This is a genomic window from Chromohalobacter sp. 48-RD10, from assembly GCF_029889785.1.
Lineage (GTDB): Bacteria > Pseudomonadota > Gammaproteobacteria > Pseudomonadales > Halomonadaceae > Chromohalobacter.
The window spans coordinates 26,202-42,378 of the sequence record NZ_JARANX010000004.1; the positions used below are offsets into that span (position 1 = coordinate 26,202).

16 protein-coding genes and 1 pseudogene are annotated in these 16,177 nt (G+C 65.5%); 2 read left to right on the forward strand and 15 right to left on the reverse strand.

The genetic code is table 11. The annotated features are described in order from the left end of the window. The 11 genes and pseudogenes from OP496_RS06410 to OP496_RS06460 all read right to left on the reverse strand — a co-directional run bounded on the left by OP496_RS06410 (position 1) and on the right by OP496_RS06460 (position 10,482). Positions 1-621: a nucleotidyltransferase family protein gene (locus tag OP496_RS06410; RefSeq protein WP_280562680.1), complete on the reverse strand. Its 621-nt coding sequence runs from the start codon at positions 619-621 to the stop codon at positions 1-3. Further along, complete coding sequence (locus tag OP496_RS06415) at positions 611-1,582, reverse strand: XdhC family protein (RefSeq protein WP_280562681.1); 972 nt, start codon at positions 1,580-1,582, stop codon at positions 611-613. Before OP496_RS06415 ends, OP496_RS06410 begins: the two co-directional genes overlap by 11 nt. A 130-nt stretch (positions 1,583-1,712) precedes the next feature. Further along, positions 1,713-2,444, reverse strand: a complete 732-nt coding sequence (locus OP496_RS06420) for an ABC transporter permease subunit (protein WP_280562682.1) — start codon at positions 2,442-2,444, stop codon at positions 1,713-1,715. Positions 2,445-2,482: 38 nt separating this feature from the next. Then, the gene (locus OP496_RS06425; protein WP_280562683.1) at positions 2,483-3,187 is read right to left on the reverse strand and encodes an ABC transporter permease subunit; all 705 of its coding nucleotides are present in this window, start codon (positions 3,185-3,187) and stop codon (positions 2,483-2,485) included. A 69-nt stretch (positions 3,188-3,256) separates the two neighbouring features. After that, a complete protein-coding gene (locus OP496_RS06430) occupies positions 3,257-4,045 on the reverse strand; it encodes a transporter substrate-binding domain-containing protein (RefSeq protein ID WP_280562684.1) in 789 nt (262 codons plus the stop codon). A gap of 76 nt (positions 4,046-4,121) precedes the next feature. Then, the gene (locus OP496_RS06435; protein WP_280562685.1) at positions 4,122-4,913 is read right to left on the reverse strand and encodes an amino acid ABC transporter ATP-binding protein; all 792 of its coding nucleotides are present in this window, start codon (positions 4,911-4,913) and stop codon (positions 4,122-4,124) included. A 61-nt stretch (positions 4,914-4,974) separates the two neighbouring features. Further along, positions 4,975-6,165, reverse strand: coding sequence for a pyridoxal phosphate-dependent aminotransferase (locus OP496_RS06440; protein WP_280562686.1), 1,191 nt, complete (start codon positions 6,163-6,165; stop codon positions 4,975-4,977). Between the two features lie 30 nt (positions 6,166-6,195). After that, positions 6,196-7,128: pseudogene (locus OP496_RS06445) on the reverse strand (ABC transporter substrate-binding protein). Between the two features lie 26 nt (positions 7,129-7,154). Next, positions 7,155-8,747, reverse strand: a complete 1,593-nt coding sequence (locus OP496_RS06450) for a 5-guanidino-2-oxopentanoate decarboxylase (protein WP_280562687.1) — start codon at positions 8,745-8,747, stop codon at positions 7,155-7,157. Further along, complete coding sequence (locus tag OP496_RS06455) at positions 8,744-9,322, reverse strand: HD domain-containing protein (RefSeq protein WP_280562688.1); 579 nt, start codon at positions 9,320-9,322, stop codon at positions 8,744-8,746. Before OP496_RS06455 ends, OP496_RS06450 begins: the two co-directional genes overlap by 4 nt. After that, positions 9,319-10,482: a TauD/TfdA family dioxygenase gene (locus OP496_RS06460; protein WP_280562689.1), complete on the reverse strand. Its 1,164-nt coding sequence runs from the start codon at positions 10,480-10,482 to the stop codon at positions 9,319-9,321. The genes OP496_RS06455 and OP496_RS06460 overlap by 4 nt, the downstream gene beginning before the upstream one ends. Before the next feature lie 128 nt (positions 10,483-10,610). Between OP496_RS06460 and OP496_RS06465 the strand changes: the two genes are divergently transcribed. Both OP496_RS06465 and OP496_RS06470 read left to right on the forward strand, forming a co-directional pair. Continuing rightward, on the forward strand, positions 10,611-11,624 hold the full coding sequence (locus OP496_RS06465) for a GlxA family transcriptional regulator (protein ID WP_280562690.1): 1,014 nt from the start codon (positions 10,611-10,613) through the stop codon (positions 11,622-11,624). A gap of 109 nt (positions 11,625-11,733) precedes the next feature. Then, positions 11,734-12,405, forward strand: a complete 672-nt coding sequence (locus tag OP496_RS06470; RefSeq protein ID WP_280562691.1) for a fumarylacetoacetate hydrolase family protein — start codon at positions 11,734-11,736, stop codon at positions 12,403-12,405. A gap of 32 nt (positions 12,406-12,437) precedes the next feature. On the opposite strand, the gene speA is transcribed toward OP496_RS06470, so the two are convergent. The 4 genes from speA to OP496_RS06490 all read right to left on the reverse strand — a co-directional run bounded on the left by speA (position 12,438) and on the right by OP496_RS06490 (position 16,172). Continuing rightward, positions 12,438-14,339 (reverse strand): biosynthetic arginine decarboxylase, encoded by a 1,902-nt coding sequence (gene speA, locus OP496_RS06475; RefSeq protein ID WP_280562692.1) that lies wholly within the window; start codon positions 14,337-14,339, stop codon positions 12,438-12,440. A gap of 93 nt (positions 14,340-14,432) precedes the next feature. Further along, positions 14,433-14,738 (reverse strand): hypothetical protein, encoded by a 306-nt coding sequence (locus OP496_RS06480; RefSeq protein ID WP_280562693.1) that lies wholly within the window; start codon positions 14,736-14,738, stop codon positions 14,433-14,435. Positions 14,739-14,819: 81 nt separating this feature from the next. Beyond that, complete coding sequence (locus tag OP496_RS06485; protein WP_280562694.1) at positions 14,820-15,797, reverse strand: homoserine kinase; 978 nt, start codon at positions 15,795-15,797, stop codon at positions 14,820-14,822. A gap of 96 nt (positions 15,798-15,893) precedes the next feature. Continuing rightward, positions 15,894-16,172, reverse strand: coding sequence for a DUF2782 domain-containing protein (locus OP496_RS06490; protein ID WP_280562695.1), 279 nt, complete (start codon positions 16,170-16,172; stop codon positions 15,894-15,896). Positions 16,173-16,177 lie beyond the last annotated feature (5 nt).

Sequence of the window (16,177 nt, forward strand, 5' to 3'; positions counted from 1 at the left end):
TCAGCGTGTCGCGTCACCGTCCGGCGGCGTGATGCGCTTCAGGTCCGCTGGCGTGTCGATATCCAGGAGGATGCCGGGGTCATCGACCTCGAATTCCCGGTAGCGCTCGGGGTGCTGGCGGATCAGCCGCCGTGCTCCAGCGTCGCCGTCCAGGCATGTGAGTGCCGCCCAGAACGCGCGCCCAAACAGTACCGGGTGGCCGGGACGACCGGCGTGGCAGGGGCGTAGGATGTGTTCGGCATCGGCGAGACGCTGCAGGTGAAGCAGGGTATCGCGCCGGATGGTAGGCATGTCGCCGAGCAGGATCGCCGCTGCCTGAACGTCAGCGAGTGACGGGTCCTGCGAGAGCGCCGCGAAGGCTTCGGCCAGGCTGGCGCCTAGGCCGTGCTCGGCGCGTGTCGCGCGAATCAGCGGCGTGTCGTCGGCGAGTCCCAGGCAAGCGGGATCATCCCTTCTACGCAGCACCACGCGATGGCATGCAAATGCTTCGCGCGCCTTGGCCAACGAGGCGCCGAGCAGCGTACCTTCCCAAGGTCCGCTCGCGCGGCGTTTGTCCTCCTCCCCGAAACGCCGCGAGCTTCCGGCGGCCATGATCACGGCGACCACCCTTTCAGAGTGCATCGCGTGCCTTGCCGCGGCGCACGCGCACGATATCGGCCATCACCGCCAGCGCGATTTCGGCGGGTGTCTTGCTTCCGAGTGCCAGGCCGATGGGCATGTGCAGGCGCGCGATATCTTCCTCGCTGAGCTCGCCGACGCGCTGCAAGCGTTCGGCGCGCGCCGTGGAGGTGCGCCGTGAGCCCATGGCGCCGATATAAAACGCCGGCGTGCGCACGGCCTCGATCATCGTCAGATCGTCGAGTCGCGGGTCGTGGGTCAGGGCGACCACGGCCGTCGCCGCATGACACCTCCCCGAGGCAATGAACGAGGAAGGCAGCGTGACCTGCGTCTGGACGCCCGGTATCGCGACATCCCGCCAGGCTTCCTCGCGCGGGTCGCAGACGATGACCTCGAAGCCCAGCGAGCGCGCGAACTCGGCGCAAGCGATCGAGACCGGCGAGAGGCCGGCCACGATCAAGCGTGCCACCGGTCCCAGGCGCACCCGGGCTTGGTGCTCATCACGCGTCACTCGGGGACCTTCGCTGTCGTCATCGGCAAGTGTCGCTAGCCCGGTAGCGGTATCGACCTGGCGAATGGCCGGGCGCTGCCCACGCAGGACGTCGTACAAGGCGTCGAGATGGGCGAGCTGCTCGGGGGTTGGCGGCAGGCGCTCGATCATGACGTCAAGAATGCCGTCGCAGGGCAGGGTGACTGTCGGCCCCTCGGCGTGACCATCACCGTAGCGCAGCGTGGTGACCGGCGACTCGAAGGCGCCCTGTGTCAGACGCTCGAGAAAATCCTCCTCGATACAGCCGCCCGACAAAGATCCCTCATGGCGGCCATCCCCGCGTGCGACGAACAATGAACCGGGCTCGCGGGGCGACGAGCCGAACGTCGCCAGCACCGTGCACAACCATACCGTTTCACCGTCGCGGGCCCAGTCGAGCGCTCGCTCGATGACCTGCAAATCCAAGTGCTGCATGCTCGAGGCATCCAATCGATCAATGCACGTCGAACGTCGTGCGGCTCCGATGAACTGGCCGTACGATGTTCCCTTGGCAGGCGCTTGCCTGCGTGGCGCTCATTGTAACACCTCGGCGTACGCGCGCCGGCTAGCCGGGCAACAGGCGTCGGCGCTTGGGAGTGGCGGGACGAGCGCCTGGAAAACGCTGCTCGATGAGGCGCATCACGCTGGTGAGCACCAGGGTCAGGGCCAGGTAGATGCCAGCGATGAGCAGGAGTGGCTCGTATACCAGGAAGGTTTCGTCGCGCACCATGTTGGCGGCTTTGAGCAGATCCATCAGCGCGATGGTCGAGACCAGGGGCACCGACTTGAGCAGCAGGATCAGCTCGCCGGTCAGCGTGGGCAGGCACATCTGGATGGCGCGCGGCAGCCACAGCCGATAGAGAATCTGCCAAGGGCTCAGGCCGAAGGCGCGGCCGGCGGCGAGCTCGCCCTCGGGTACGCTCAATAGCGCTCCGCGCAGGACCTCGCCCGTGTAGGCGCCGACGCTCAGCGTGAAGGTCAGCGCGCCGTAGAAGAACGGATCGCGCAGCAGCGGCCAGATCAGGCTCTCCTGCAGGCCGGGGATCTCCGGCAGCAAACGTCCCACGCCGTCGTAGAAAAAGAACAACTGCACGAGCAACGGCGTGCCGCGTACTACCGTGGTCAGTCCGGTGACCAGCATGGCCAACGGGCGTGGGCCGCGCAGGCGGATCATGGCGAAGGTCACTGCCAGCGCGAAACCGCAGACGGCCGAGACGGCGACCAGCCACAGGGTATTGACGAAGCCAGTCCACAGGGCTTTTTGATAGAACGGATCGCTCAGCCAGGAAAAGTCCATGGCAGGGATACTCCTCGATGCGAGCTAGTCGATGTCGACTAGGCGCTGGGCTGGCCGCGGCGGACGTGACGCTCCGCGCGGGCGAACAAGGCGTTGGAGCCCAGCGTCATGACCAGATAGAGCGCGCCAGCGAGGGCGTAGAACAGGGCATAGTCGCGAGTGCTGGCGGCCGCTTGTTGGGCGGTGAAGAACAACTCCTCGAAGCCGATCACGCTGATCAATGCGGTGTCCTTGACCAGGATCAGCCACAGGTTGGACATCCCGGGCAGGGCGTTGGGCAGCATGCCGGGCAGCACGATGCGGTAAAAGCGTGTCGGGCGCGAAAAGCCATAGGCGTCGGCGGCTTCTAGTTGTCCCTTGGGGATCGCCTGGATGGCGCCACGGAAGACCTCGGTCATGTAGGCGCCCTGAACGAAGGCGAGCACGCCCACGGCAGTGACGAAACCGCTGATCTCGATGTGCATGTCGCCGCCGAGTTTGGCGAGCAGGGCATTGAGCGCCTGGCTGCCGGCGTAATACAGCAGGATGATCAACAGTAATTCGGGAATGGCGCGGACCAGCGTGGAATACGCCGTACCCAGGCCGCGCAGGGGGCGCCAGGGGCTGAGGCGTGCCGTGGCCCCGAGTAGCCCCAGGACGAGCCCGATGGCATAGGCCAGCAAGGCGATTTCCAGTGTCACCAGGGCGCCTTGCAGGATCGGGCCGAGCCATTCCAGCAGGCTATTGCTATGATCGCTTGGCATGGTCGAAGTCTCGCAGTGTCGGAAACGGGACCGGCCGAGCAGGGCCCGACCGGCGGATCGCGAGGCGGATCAACCGCCGCAGATGTCGGTACCGAAGTACTGCTGGGAGAGCTCGGCGCAGCGGCCGTTGTCGAGCACGCTGGCGATCGCGGCGTTGAGCTTGTCGCGCAGGGCGTCGTCGTCCTGGCGCAGACCAATGCCCACGCCGTCGCCGAAGGCATCGTCACGCGGCGCGGTGGCACGGATCTCGAAGTCCTGGGCAGCGTCGCGCTCGACGAATTCCGTCATGGCGATCTTGTCGGCAAGGATGGCATCGACACGTCCGGCGAGCAGGTCGCGGTTGGCCTGTTCCTGCTGGTCGTAGACCTTGAGCTCGACCCCGGTATCGGCCAGCGAGCGGCGCGCGAAGGTGGCATTCGTGGTCGACCCTTGAACGCCGAGAATCTTGCCGTCGAGATCGTCGGGAATTTGCATGTCGTTGGTCTTGGCGGTGACGTACGCCGAAGGCGTGAAATAGTACGGGTCGCTGAAGGCAATGACGCGCTTGCGTTTCTCAGTGATCGATAGCGAGTTCATGATCATATCGATCTTGCCGCTTTTGAGCGCCGGGAAAATCCCACCCCATCCGGTCGGCGTGATGTCGCACGCGGCGTTCATCTCCTCACAGAGTGCCTGGCCCAGCTCGACTTCGAAGCCGGTCCAGCTGCCGTTGGCGTCCTTGTAGGTGAACGGTGGGTAGGGCTCCGCGGAGATGCCGATCTTGAGCGGCTCGTCCGCCATCGCCGAGGTCGCGCTCAGCGCCAGCAGGACGAGGCCCGCTGTCTGCATCAGGGTCGCTGTCAGTTGCTTGATCATCATGGTTCCCCATCGTTGTTGTGTCGGGCCGTGAGGGCCCGGGATGATATGGCACCGCTGGCGGCGCCACGTGAAAGGCTCAGGCCACGCTCGAGACGAACTGACGGCAGCGCTCGCTGGTCGCGGTTTCGAAAACATGTGCCGGGGTGCCGATTTCCTCGACGCAGCCCTGGTGCAGGAAGGCCACCTGGTGAGAGACGTCGCGGGCGAAGCCCATCTCGTGGGTGACCAGCAGCATGGTGCGGCCCTCCTCGGCGAGACCGTGGATGACGCCGAGTACCTCATTGACGAGTTCCGGGTCGAGGGCCGAGGTGGGTTCGTCGAACAGCAATACCCGTGGCTCCATGGCCAGGGCCCGGGCGATGGCGACGCGCTGTTGCTGACCGCCGGAAAGATAGGCGGGATATTGATCGCGCTTATCGGCCATGCCGACCCGTTCCAGGTAATGCTCACCCAGCGTCACGGCCTCGCGTTTGGACAGGCCACGCACGCGCACGGGGGCTTCGATGACATTGCCGAGCACGCTCAGATGCGGCCATAGGTTGAATTGCTGAAAGACCATGCTGACCTGGGTACGCAGGCGTTGCAGTTGATGACGCTTGATGCCGGCGCGAGTGTTTTGGGAGGCGCCGGAGCGAATGTTCTGAGAAAAGTTCAGCGACTCGCCGGCGATGGTCAGATCGCCGCTGTCGGGCGTCTCGAGGAGGTTCATGCAGCGCAGCAAGGTGCTCTTGCCGGAGCCGCTGGAGCCGATGATCGAGACCACGTGGCCTTCATGCACGCCGAGCGAGACGTCCTTGAGGACCTCCAGTTCGGCGTAGCGCTTGACCAGATGACGGGCCTCGATGGCCAGGTTGTTGTGATTAGCCATACCCCTCCTGCAGTGGGTGAAAAGATCGCGACCCGGCGAATTCTCCGGGGTCGCGCGTGGGTCATGCTTGGGCCGTCGCTCGACATTCATCGGCGCAGCGCGCCAGGCGTCGGCATGCCTCGCGCAGGCGTTCGGCGTCCACCGTCAGGCTCAAGCGCACGAAGCCCGCCGCCGAGGGGCCGAAGGCGTCGCCGGCGAGTGCCGAGACGCCCTGCTCGTCGAGCAGACGGTCGGCGAAGGCCTGCGCGGAAAGCCCCGTGCGCCGAATATCGATCATCATGAACATGCCGGCTGCCGGGCACAGCGCCTCGACGTTCGGGCTGTCGGCGAGCGCCTCGAGCACGGTATCGCGGCGTGTCCGGTAGGCATGGCGCATCTCGGCGAGTGCTGCAGGCGGGTTGGCCAGCGCCTCGCAGGCGGCGTCCTGAATGAAATCGGGACAGCCGTAGAGCATGCACAGCGCCAGGTGGGTCAGGTGCTGGATCAGGGGCTCGGGACCGACCACCCAGCCCAGTCGCCAGCCGGTCATGGCATGCGACTTGGAGAGGCTATTGATGATGGCAGTGCGCTCACGCATGCCGGACAGGCTGTCCGGCGAGAACGGTTCGCCGTCGTGGACCAGCTCGGCGTAAACCGCATCGGAAAGTAGCCACAGGTCGTGCTCGCGACACAGCGTAGCCAGCGCCTCCCAGTGCGACCGCGTGAATACCTGGCCGGTGGGATTGTGCGGGCTGTTGAGCAGCAGTGCCCGGGTGCGCGGCGTCATGGCGGCGGCGAAGTCGGCCGGATCGGGCTGGAAGGCGTTTTCCGCGCGCAGCGGTACGCGTACCAGGGTCGCGCCGGCGGCTTGCAGGGCCGCTTCGTAGGTGACGTACATCGGCTCGGGCACGATCACTTCGTCGCCGGGGTCGAGTACGCACTGCGCTACGGCATACAGGCCGCACTGGGCGCCGGCCAGCACCGCCACGTTGTCGGCATGGGTCGCCGGCGCACCGCCGGTCTGGCGATGATGGTGGGCGATCAGTTCGCGTAGCCGCGTCTTGCCCTGTACATCGGCATAGTGTGTGGCGCCGGCACGCAAGCTATCGACTGCGCTGTCGACGATGGGGGTCGGCGTGGCGAAATCCGGATCGCCCACCGAGAGGATGATCACGTCCTCGCCCTCGGCCTGCTGCGCCAGGGCGCGGTAGTGGATATCCCAGGCGGCGGCGCCCTCGCCGGCGATGCGCTGGGTCAGTCGAGAATAGTGCATGCAGGTTCCTCGTTAGCGTCCTCGATGCGATTAAAGACTCGCCTTGACCGTCGCCAGGCCGGGCTCGCCGTCACGCGTGGTCACGCCGTCGAGGAACTCGGCCAGCTCGTCGGGATGGTTTTGCAACCACTCGTGGGCCACCGCCTCGAGCTCGCGCTCTTTCAGGCCGTATTCGCGGATGAAATCGCTTTGTTGCTTGGCGCTGAGCACGAATTGATCGAGCAAACGCATGAGGTTGGGGTTGGCCTCGCTGAAGGGCTTGGCGACGATGGTGCGCACGTCGCTACGGCCCTGGTTGTCGCCATAGATGCCTTCGGGATCGTCGAGGATATGCATGTCGAATTCCGGCACCATCCAGTGCGGCGTCCAGCCGTAGAAGGCGATCCAACGCTTTTCGTCGTAGGCGCTGCGCACCGCGCTGAGCATCCCCGGCGTCGAGGACTCCAGCAGTTCCCAGTCGCCCAGGCCGTAGGTGTCGTTACGCTTGGCGTCGTGGATGAAGTCGCTGACCGTCGAGCCGGACTCGATGGAATAGTAGCGGCCCTCGAAACGTTCGCGGTTCTCGGGATCGTCGAGCTACTCGGCGCTGGTCACGCCGGCCTCATACACATAATCGGGCACCGCGAAGCCCATGCGCGCGCCGGTGACGTTATTGCCCAGATCGATGATGGTGCCATCGTCCATCGCGGCGTCGTAGCTGTCCTGCTGGGCGGGAAGCCAGCCGGCGAGAAAAACGTCGCTGTCGCCGGTCTGCAAGGTCTTGTAGCCCACCGTGCTGCTGAGCTCCTGGCGTTCGTTGGTATAGCCCAGCGGGGCGAGGATCTGTGCCATGATTTCGGTCTTGACCGTGACGCCGGGCCACGGCGGAGCGACGAAGGAGACCTGGGTAGCCTCGTCGGTGGCGTGGGCTGCCAGAGGTAGTAGGGCAAGGGCGGCCAGCAGCCGCGTGGTGGTGCGTCGCATGATCTCTCCTGTTAAATACGATGAATTCAAGCGGACCAGCTGTCGGCCTCGACGTCGATCAGGGTCGGCCCCGGCGCCTGGCGCGAAGCCTGCAGTGCCTGGTGCAGCGCGGCACGCGTCGACACGCGCACGCCGTGGCAGTCCATCGAGCGGGCCAGTGTCACGAAATCCGGTGCGGCAAGATCAACACCTAGACGTGGCACGTCCTGGGCGTCCATGTAGTGGCGGATCTCGCCATACCCCGCGTTATTCCAGATCACGATCGCCATGGGCACGCCGGTCTCGCGCGCGGTGGCGATTTCACCGAGGGTGAACATGAGCCCGCCGTCGCCGACCAGTGCGATCACCGGCCGCTCGGGCACGCCCAGTGCTGCACCCAAGGCGGCGGGCAATCCGTAACCCAGCGTGCCGTAGCCGGTGGCGGCGTTGAACCAACGGCGTGGCGCAGGCATCTCGGCGATGAAGTTGCCGGCATACACCGGCCCCGTGGAGTCGCCAACGATGGTGGCGTCGGGCAACGCCTCGCGCAGCGTGTCGAGAAAAGCGGCGTAGGGCGCGACGTCCTCGGCGTCACGCAGCGCGAGTGCCGTCCTGGTGTGTGAGACGCGCCCGGCGCCGCCGCGAGAGGACTGCGTCGGCAAGCGTGTGAGCAGTCCCTGGGCGACTTCACCGACATCGGCGAGCAGGGCAAGGTCGGCGGCTTGGTTACGCGCCAGTTGCTGGGTGTCGATGTCTACGCGGATCAGCCGTCCGTCGAGCTGGAAGCCGCCGTCGAAGGTCAGGTCGTAGTCGGTCTCACCGAGTTCCGTGCCCAGCGCCAGCACCACGTCGGCGTGGCGCGCGAGTTCGCGTCCGGCGGGCAGGCTCGCGCAGGCACCGAGATCCAACGGGTGGTCGCATCCCAGCATGCCCTTGGCGTTGATGGTGGTCATGGTGGGTGCATCAAGGCGTTCGACGAGGGCGCGCACGGCGTCGCTGGCCGCCGCGCAGCCGCCCCCGAGTAGCACCAGAGGGCGTTCGGCGTCGGCCAGCCAGTCGGCGGCCCAGGCCAGTGCGGCATCCGGCGCCGCCGGTGGGAAAAACTCGGTGATCTTGGGCTCGAGCGCCGGGCAAGCCTGCGGCATCACATCCAGCGGAATCTCGATGTGTACCGGGCCGGGGCGAGCGCTCTTGAAGATGGCGAATGCGCGCCCCAGCACCTCGGGCAGTACCTCGGGCGTATGCAGGGTATGACTGAAAACGCTGACGCCGTCCAGGGTGCGCTGCTGATCGGGAAGCTCATGAAGGCATCCTTGACCGCGCCCCAAGGTATCGCGGCGATTGACGCTGGAAATCACCAGCATCGGCACCGAATCGGCCAGCGCCTGGCCCATGGCGGTGGCGATATTGGTCATGCCCGGCCCGCTGATGATGAAGCAGGCGGCCGGTTTACCGGTCGCCCGAGCGTAACCGTCGGCCATGAAGCCGGCGCCCTGTTCGTGGCGCGGTGTGACGTGCTCCAGGCCGCTGTCGGGCAAACCGCGATACAACTCGACGGTATGTACGCCGGGGATACCGAAGACGGTATCGATACCGTGGGCGACGAGCAGGTCGAGCAAGCGTTGTGCGCAATTGCTCATGGCGTGCCCTCGACGCTTATGGTTTCGCCGAATGGCGGTTGCGACATGACACGCTCGACCATGGGGATGAAGTCCTCGAGAGGCCGTGTGGGGTAGTCGGGGTCGAAGGAGCACTGATCCCACTCGTCGCAGAAGCGCACAGTGCGTGCGTAGGCGGGATGCTCGCGATAGGCCTCGCGGGCGTGGGGATCCATGCCATAGAAGGCGTGGTAGTGATAGCCCTGAAACAGCTCGTGGTACCGGATCATCCACACATTGAGCGGGTCGATGAAGGGTTCGAGGATTGCCGCGGCGATTTCCGCGTGATTGGCGGGAGCCAGGTCGTCGCCGATGTCGTGAAGCAGGGCGCAGACCACGGTTTCTTCGTCGGCGCCCGCCTCCAGCGCGCGGGTCGCAGTCTGCAGGCAATGCTCGTAACGGTCGACGGGATAGCCGTGGGGATCACCCTTGAGGCGCAACAGGTGCTCGAGCACGCGGCGGCTGGCATCGTTCTGGTAGTGCTGGAAATGCGCGTCGATCAGTGCCCAGTCGTCGCGAGTGCTCTCGTCGAAGCGGGTAAACGTCGCCTGGTTCATGCGTTGGCTCCCTGTACGGATCGCGGTGCGGCATCATTGTCACTGCCGGCGCGCTGAGCGGCGAGTACGCGACGCCGGCTGGCGGTGCTATCGCGATCGACATAGCCCTGGCGCAGGTGGCGCACGCCGCCTTCGAGCTGGTAAGCGGTACGCCCGTGTAGTAGGCGGTAGTTGTCCATGATCAGCATATCGCCGGGGCCGAGCTTGAGATGCACGGTCAACGCCTCATCGGTGATCAAGCGATAGAAGTGCTGCCTCGCGGCGTAGTAGCGCTCCAGCAAGGCCGTGTCGTGGGCGGTGATGCGCTCGGTGCGGTTGGAGTAGCGTACGCGCGCCAGTCGCCCGTGACTGTCGAGCTCGATCAGCGGACCCTCGCTCGCCAGGTCGGTGGTGGCGTCGGTATAGCGAAACTGCGTCGAGAGGCGCGTCAGGCAGTCGAAATCCTCGGGCGCTTCGGCCTTGAGGCGCTGCGCCGCCATGAAACCGTCGGTGAGTGTGCTATCGCCCCCAGCGGCGGCATTGCTCAGGCAGTGCAGCCAGATGTAGCCGGGAATCGGATCGCGATAGGGGTTGTCGGTGTGCGGTTCGAGCCCGCGTTGCGTCATGGTCAGATCATAGGCGTTGGCCACCGATTTGACGTCGGCGATGCCGCCCCAGTTGGTGCGTCGCAGCGGGCCGATACGGTCGATCAACGGCTGCATGCCGTCTTCCTCGCACGGTACGCCGCTTACCTTGACGAAGCCGTAACGTTGCAAGGCCTCGAGCATCGCCAGCAGGGCGTCGTCGTCCTCGAGCGCTGCGTCGAAGCTTGCTTGAGGCGGGGTCTCGAGATCGGCGTCCCATAAGCTGAGCTCGGGCGCCATGTCGGCATTGTCGGGCGCGGCGTCGGTGAGCAGGGCATCCAGCGCATAGGCGGTGACGTGGCCATCGCTGAAGCGCACGTGCAGGGTCTGCGCGTCGCTGCTTGCCGACTCGACGTGCAAGGTCAGGGGCAGTTGGGCGGCTTCAATCAAGCGCTGCCCGGTGCGGGTATCGAGCGTGGCCGCATCCGGCGCTCGCTCACGCAGCCAGAGGGCGGCGAATTCACACCGCTGGCCGGCGGCGCGCAGGATCACACGTCGCCCTTCGTCCTGGAGTTCGACGTTGGCGGAAATGGACATGAACGATGCTCTCCACTGCTGGCATGGGGTCGACTGCCCCGGCGGGTGAGCCAAGGCGTTTCCCTACCCTAGGCGGATTGACCGAATGGAGTTTGCACTAATTCGCCATTTAATAGATGATTTTAGCCATGAGCGAGAATACTCGAACCGATTGGCCCTACCCCCGTCCCGAGCAACCCCCGGTTCCCAATCCCGGCGACGCGGCGCATACCGTGAATGTGTGGTTGGTTCCCAATTTCTCGATGCTGACGCTCTTTTGCCTGCTCGAGCCGTTACGCGTATCCAATCGCTTCGGTCGCGAGCTGTTCGCCTGGCGGCTGCTCTCGGCGGATGGCGAGGCGGTGGTGGCCAGCAACGGCGTGCGCATTGAGGTCGAGGGCGTCCTGGCGGAACATACCCCCGGCGATTTGCTGATGGTGATTTCCTCGTACGAGGCGGAAGTCAGTGTGACTGGTGCCGAGCGCGCGGTGCTGCGGCACGTCGCGGCGCATGGCGGGCGTGTCGGCGGGCTCGATACCGGGCCTTTCATCCTTGCCCGGGCGGGCTTGCTCGACCAGCATCGTGTGGCGCTTCACTGGGAGAGCGTGCCGGCCTTCCGCGCGGAGTTTCCGCATATCAGCGTCAGCGAGGCGCGCTTCGAATTCGCCGGGCAGCGCTTGACCGGCTCTGGCGGCGCGGCGGGCATCGACATGATGCTGCAATGGATCGAGCACGACTACGGGCCGGCGCTGGCCAATGCCGTGGGGCGGCAGCTCGTGCACCAGCGTGTTTCCGAGGAAGAAGCCTGGAGGGCAGGCGCAGCGCGTACTCTGGAGGATTTACCGCGCAGTGTGGTGCGCGCGCTGGCGGTGATGGAAACCCATCTCGACCAGGTCTTGTCGATTCCCGAGATATGTCGTCTGATCGGCCAGTCCCAACGGCAGTTGACGCGTCTTTTCGTGGCGCATTTCGGCGAGACGCCCAAGCAGTGCTATGTGGGGATGCGCCTCGACTATGCCCGACGCTTGCTCGCTGACAGCCGCTGCCGGGTGACCGAGGCCGCCTTGACTAGCGGCTTCGCGCACTTGGCACACTTCTCGCGCGTCTACCAGGCACGTTTCGGCGAGCGGCCCAGCGCGACGGCCGAGCGAGGTACCGTGTGAAGTGACGACAAAGAGGCAGCCTCGCCGGAGGTTGCAGTGTACCGCGTCGTCGGTCGCGTTAGACTTGGGGCTTCGCCGTTGCGGCGCTTTTCGTTTGCAAGGAGTCTGCATGTCCGCCCAACCCTTCGTGACCCGCCTGGCCGATGGCGGCGTCTTTCCCCATATGCTGGGCAAGATCGTCTGCGTGGGTCGCAACTACGCCGAGCACGCCCGTGAACTCGACAATCCGGTACCTGGCGCGCCGCTGTTGTTCATCAAGCCCGCCACCAGCGCGGTGCCCATGGCACGCGATATCGCCGAGCAATTCACGCGTGGCGAGGTGCACTTCGAAACCGAGCTGGCGCTGCTCATCGGCAAGCGCTTGAGCGGGGCCAGCGCCGAGCAGGCCGAGCGCGCCGTCACCGGGCTTGGCCTGGCGCTAGACTTGACGCTGCGCGACGTGCAGGCGCAATTGAAGGAAAAAGGCCACCCGTGGGAAGCCGCCAAGGCCTTCGATGGTGCTTGCCCGCTGTCGCCGTTCGTAGCGCTGGATGAGGTGCCCGACTGGGCGGATTTGCGCTTCACGCTGGAGATCGACGGCGAGCGCCGTCAGACCGGCGAGACGCGCGACATGCTGTTCGCCATTCCTAAACTTCTGGCCGAGATGTCGCGGCGTTTCACGCTGCAGCCCGGCGATGTGGTGCTCACCGGCACACCGGCGGGAGTCGGGCCGTTACCCTGCAATGCCCAACTGTCGCTGTGGGGCTCGTTCGGGCTGGAGGCGTCTACGCAGACGCGGTGACGTGGATTTGGCGTCACTCCAGAGATTTGGCGTCACTCGAGATAGGTGTAGCCTTCCAGGCCGGCGGCGAGATCGCGCATGAAGTCGTCGCGCTGGGCATCGCTCAGCGCGCTGTTCTTGAGCTGATGCGATAGACGCTGGCTGAGTTCGTCGGCGTCGAAGTTCACGTAACGCAGCACGTCGGCGACGGTATCGCCCTGTTGGTGATTGCTGAGCTGCCATTGGTCGTTAGCATCCAACGTGGCGTCCACGGCGTCGGTATCGCCGAACAGGTTGTGCAGGTCGCCGAGGATCTCCTGATAGGCGCCGACCAGAAACAGACCCATCAGCTTGTCCTCGCCGTCCTGCCATTCGGGGAGCGGGAGCGTCGCTTCCAGGCCCTGGCCGTCGACATAGCAATCGATGCGCCCGTCGCTGTCGCAGGTGATGTCCTGAATCACGCCGCGCCGTGTGGGTGGCCGGTCGAGGCCGGTCAGGGGCAGCACCGGGAAGACTTGGTTGATGCCCCACACATCAGGCACCGACTGGAACAGCGAGAAGTTGACGAACAGCTTGTCGGCGAGCTTTTCGGCGAGTTCATCGGCGATCTCGCGATGCGCGCGATTGCGCGGGTCGAGCTGTGCGCTCAGGCGTCGGCAGGCGGCGAAGTAGACCGTCTCGCCCTCGGCGCGTGCGTCGAGGGTGGCCAGGCCAAGCACGAAGCGGTCCTGCAGTTCGCCGATGGCCTGCACCAGGTCGTGGTAGGCCTCGGCGAGGCCGCGCGGTTCCTGGATGGTGTCCAGTTTGGCGTGTACGCGCCACAATTCATCGAGCTCGGCATCGCCGCCGAGGCGTTGCGTGGGCGCTTCCTCGCTCAAGCGCTCCTCGCCGATGACGTTGGTAATCAGTACCGCGTGATGCGCGGTCAGGGCGCGCCCCGATTCGGAAATCAGATGCGGGTGCGGCAAGTCTTCGGCGTCGCAGACCTGACGGAAGGCCCATACCACGTTGCTGGCATATTCATGCATCGAGTAGTTGATCGAGCAGAAGCTCCGTGAGCGGGTGCCTTCGTAGTCGATCCCCAGGCCGCCGCCGACGTCGACGGTATCCACCGGTGCGCCCAGGGCGTTCAGGCTCTGGTAGAAGCGCGCGCATTCGCGCAGGCCGCGCTGGATGTCGCGGATGTTGGCGATCTGTGAGCCGAGGTGGAAATGCACCAATTGCAGGCTGGCCAGGGCGTCGGCGTCGCGCAGGCGTTCGACGACGTCGCGAATCTGGCTGGCGGTGAGCCCGAACTTGGATTTCTCGCCGCCGCTATTTTGCCACTTGCCCTTGCCCACCGAGGCCAGCCGTGCGCGTAGACCGATGCGCGGCGTGACCTGCAGGCGCTCGGCTTCCTCGAGGATTAGCGTGAGTTCGGAATGCTTCTCGACCACCAGGTAGACGCGATGGCCGAGCTTCTCGCCCATCAATGCCAGGCGCACGTACTCACGGTCCTTGTAGCCATTGCAGACGATCAGCGAGGGGCCGTCACCGGAAAGCGCCAGTACCGCCAGCAGTTCCGGCTTGCTGCCGGCCTCCAGGCCGACCCGTCCATGGCCACGTGCCTGAGTGGCGAGCATTTCTTCCACCACGCGGCGCTGCTGGTTGACCTTGATGGGATACACGGCGGTGTAGCCGCCGGTGTAGGTTTCATCCTGCATGGCAGTGTCGAAGGCGGCGCATAGTCGCTCGACGCGGTCGTGGAGGATGTCGGTGAAACGTACCAGCACCGGCAGACGCAAACCCGCGCGGCGCAACTCGTCGACCAGGGCCTTGAGCGGCAGGGCGGGGCCTGCGGTGTCGCCACCTCGCGGACACACGACGGCATGACCGGCGTCGTCGACGTTGAAGTAGCCGCTGCCCCACTGATCGATATTGTAGGTGCGGCGTGCCTGATCGGCGGGCGAGGTCATGGCGCACTCCTGGACGGGCCGGCGTGGCCCGGTGAACGAACGGGGTGGCATTATGCCGCTCGCATACAGGGCTGCAAAGAGGCGCCGGCGTGCTCAGCGCAGAATGAACAGCACGCCGAGAGTGGTGCCACTGGCCATGCCGAGGTGCGTCAGCGCCTCGCCGAATGCGGCATCCAGGCGCTCGAAAGTCGCGCCTGTGCGTTGCAGGGCGTCACCCAGTAGCGCGCAGCCCAGGCCGAAGGTGAGCACCAGGGCGGGCACCGTGCTCTGGGATTGCCAAGCCAGGGCCGTGAGTGCCAAGGCCAGCGACGCGCAGCCGTAGCGCAGGTAGCGATGCAGGGTGGCAGAGACCAAACGAAAGGGGCGTACGGTCGTGACGACGTGCGTGAAGGTGGGCATGGTGAGCTCCCGTCCAGGGCGGAGCATCGTGCTCCGCCGTCGATGACGATTCCAGCCTATGCCGCGTTTCTTAAAGCAGTCTTACAGCGTGTGTTCTGGGGCCAAGCTGGCGGGCGGCAAGAGCGGGGCGCCGTGCTCGAGACGCATCGCGAGCATGTGACGGTACTGACTGGGATCCTTGGGCGTGAGGTCGTGCGCGGGCGGGTCGACGTAGACGACCAGCAGCCGCGATAGCCAGTAGCGCAATGCCGTCATGCGCAACATCACCGGCCACAGGGCTTGCTCGGTTGCGGTAAGCGGGCGGCGCGCCTGGTAGGCGCCGAGGAGCGCCGTGTAGCGGGCGTCGTCGAAACGGCCGTCGGCAGCGCTGGCCCAGTCATTGACGACGATGGCCAGATCGAAGAGCAAATCGCCTGTGCAGCCGTTGTAGAAGTCGATGATGCCGCCCAGTCGGTCACCGTCGAAAAGGGCGTTGTCGCGAAACAGATCGCCATGGATCGCGCCCTGGGGAAGCTTCGAGGCATCGCAGAAAATGCCCTGATAGGCGTCTATCTCGTCGCCCATCAAACGCTGATCGGCCTCGGACAGATAGCTCATGACCTTATGTTGCGCGCTGGACAACCAGTGCAGGTCGCGGGGGTTGGGGCGCTGGCCTTCGAAGCGCTGCGAGACCTTGTGCATGCGCCCCAGGGCATCACCTAGTTCGCGGCACTGGGCGAGCGTCGGTGATTCGGGATGCCGACCCGGCAGGCGCGGGAACAATAGCGCCGGGCGGTCGGCGAGTTCTTGCAGGGCCACGCCGTCGTGATCGTGAACGGGCCCAGGTACGGGCAGCCGGTGCTCGGCGAGATAGTCGAGCAAGGCGACGAAGAAGGGAAGCTCATCGCTTTCGCCCTGCTCGAACAGGGTGAGCACGAAGCGTCCTTGGTCGGTGGTGACAAAGAAGGTGGAGTTCTCCGTGCCGCTGGGCACGCCTTCCAGCGTGGTCAACGTGCCGATCGCGAAACGCTCGAGAAAGCGTGCGACCTGGGTCTCGGTCAAAGGAGTGAATACGGCCATGTGCCTCTCGCCCGGGGTGCCAAGCGCGCATTGTAGCGGCTTGGCGCGGGTAGTCCTACCGCCGTTGTTGAGGTCGTTGATGTGCGGCCGGCAACATCATTCGTCGCCGGTGACCCAGTCGGGCACCTCGACGCGTGCGGCATCGCGGCGTTTGAAGTTACCGTCGCCGTCGTCGTCGATCAGGAAGTAACTGGCGCCTTGCCGAGGAACGATCTCGATGGCATAGAGCTCGCCGTTGACGCGGTATTCCTTGAGTGTGCGGTTGTCGTCCTGGCGCACGGTGATGTCCGGGGACGGCTGCGCGACGGCAAGCGAGGCGCCGGCGCCGATAATGAGGCCGAATCCCAGACATAGAACAATAGGTAGACGCTGCATGACGC

Coding starts and splice junctions, on each gene's coding strand:
- OP496_RS06410 (WP_280562680.1), bottom strand. CDS start 621: ATGCACTCTGAAAGGGTGGTCGCCGTGATCATGGCCGCCGGAAGCTCG.
- OP496_RS06415 (WP_280562681.1), bottom strand. CDS start 1,582: ATGCAGCACTTGGATTTGCAGGTCATCGAGCGAGCGCTCGACTGGGCC.
- OP496_RS06420 (WP_280562682.1), bottom strand. CDS start 2,444: ATGGACTTTTCCTGGCTGAGCGATCCGTTCTATCAAAAAGCCCTGTGG.
- OP496_RS06425 (WP_280562683.1), bottom strand. CDS start 3,187: ATGCCAAGCGATCATAGCAATAGCCTGCTGGAATGGCTCGGCCCGATC.
- OP496_RS06430 (WP_280562684.1), bottom strand. CDS start 4,045: ATGATGATCAAGCAACTGACAGCGACCCTGATGCAGACAGCGGGCCTC.
- OP496_RS06435 (WP_280562685.1), bottom strand. CDS start 4,913: ATGGCTAATCACAACAACCTGGCCATCGAGGCCCGTCATCTGGTCAAG.
- OP496_RS06440 (WP_280562686.1), bottom strand. CDS start 6,165: ATGCACTATTCTCGACTGACCCAGCGCATCGCCGGCGAGGGCGCCGCC.
- OP496_RS06450 (WP_280562687.1), bottom strand. CDS start 8,747: ATGAGCAATTGCGCACAACGCTTGCTCGACCTGCTCGTCGCCCACGGT.
- OP496_RS06455 (WP_280562688.1), bottom strand. CDS start 9,322: ATGAACCAGGCGACGTTTACCCGCTTCGACGAGAGCACTCGCGACGAC.
- OP496_RS06460 (WP_280562689.1), bottom strand. CDS start 10,482: ATGTCCATTTCCGCCAACGTCGAACTCCAGGACGAAGGGCGACGTGTG.
- OP496_RS06465 (WP_280562690.1), top strand. CDS start 10,611: ATGAGCGAGAATACTCGAACCGATTGGCCCTACCCCCGTCCCGAGCAA.
- OP496_RS06470 (WP_280562691.1), top strand. CDS start 11,734: ATGTCCGCCCAACCCTTCGTGACCCGCCTGGCCGATGGCGGCGTCTTT.
- speA (WP_280562692.1), bottom strand. CDS start 14,339: ATGACCTCGCCCGCCGATCAGGCACGCCGCACCTACAATATCGATCAG.
- OP496_RS06480 (WP_280562693.1), bottom strand. CDS start 14,738: ATGCCCACCTTCACGCACGTCGTCACGACCGTACGCCCCTTTCGTTTG.
- OP496_RS06485 (WP_280562694.1), bottom strand. CDS start 15,797: ATGGCCGTATTCACTCCTTTGACCGAGACCCAGGTCGCACGCTTTCTC.
- OP496_RS06490 (WP_280562695.1), bottom strand. CDS start 16,172: ATGCAGCGTCTACCTATTGTTCTATGTCTGGGATTCGGCCTCATTATC.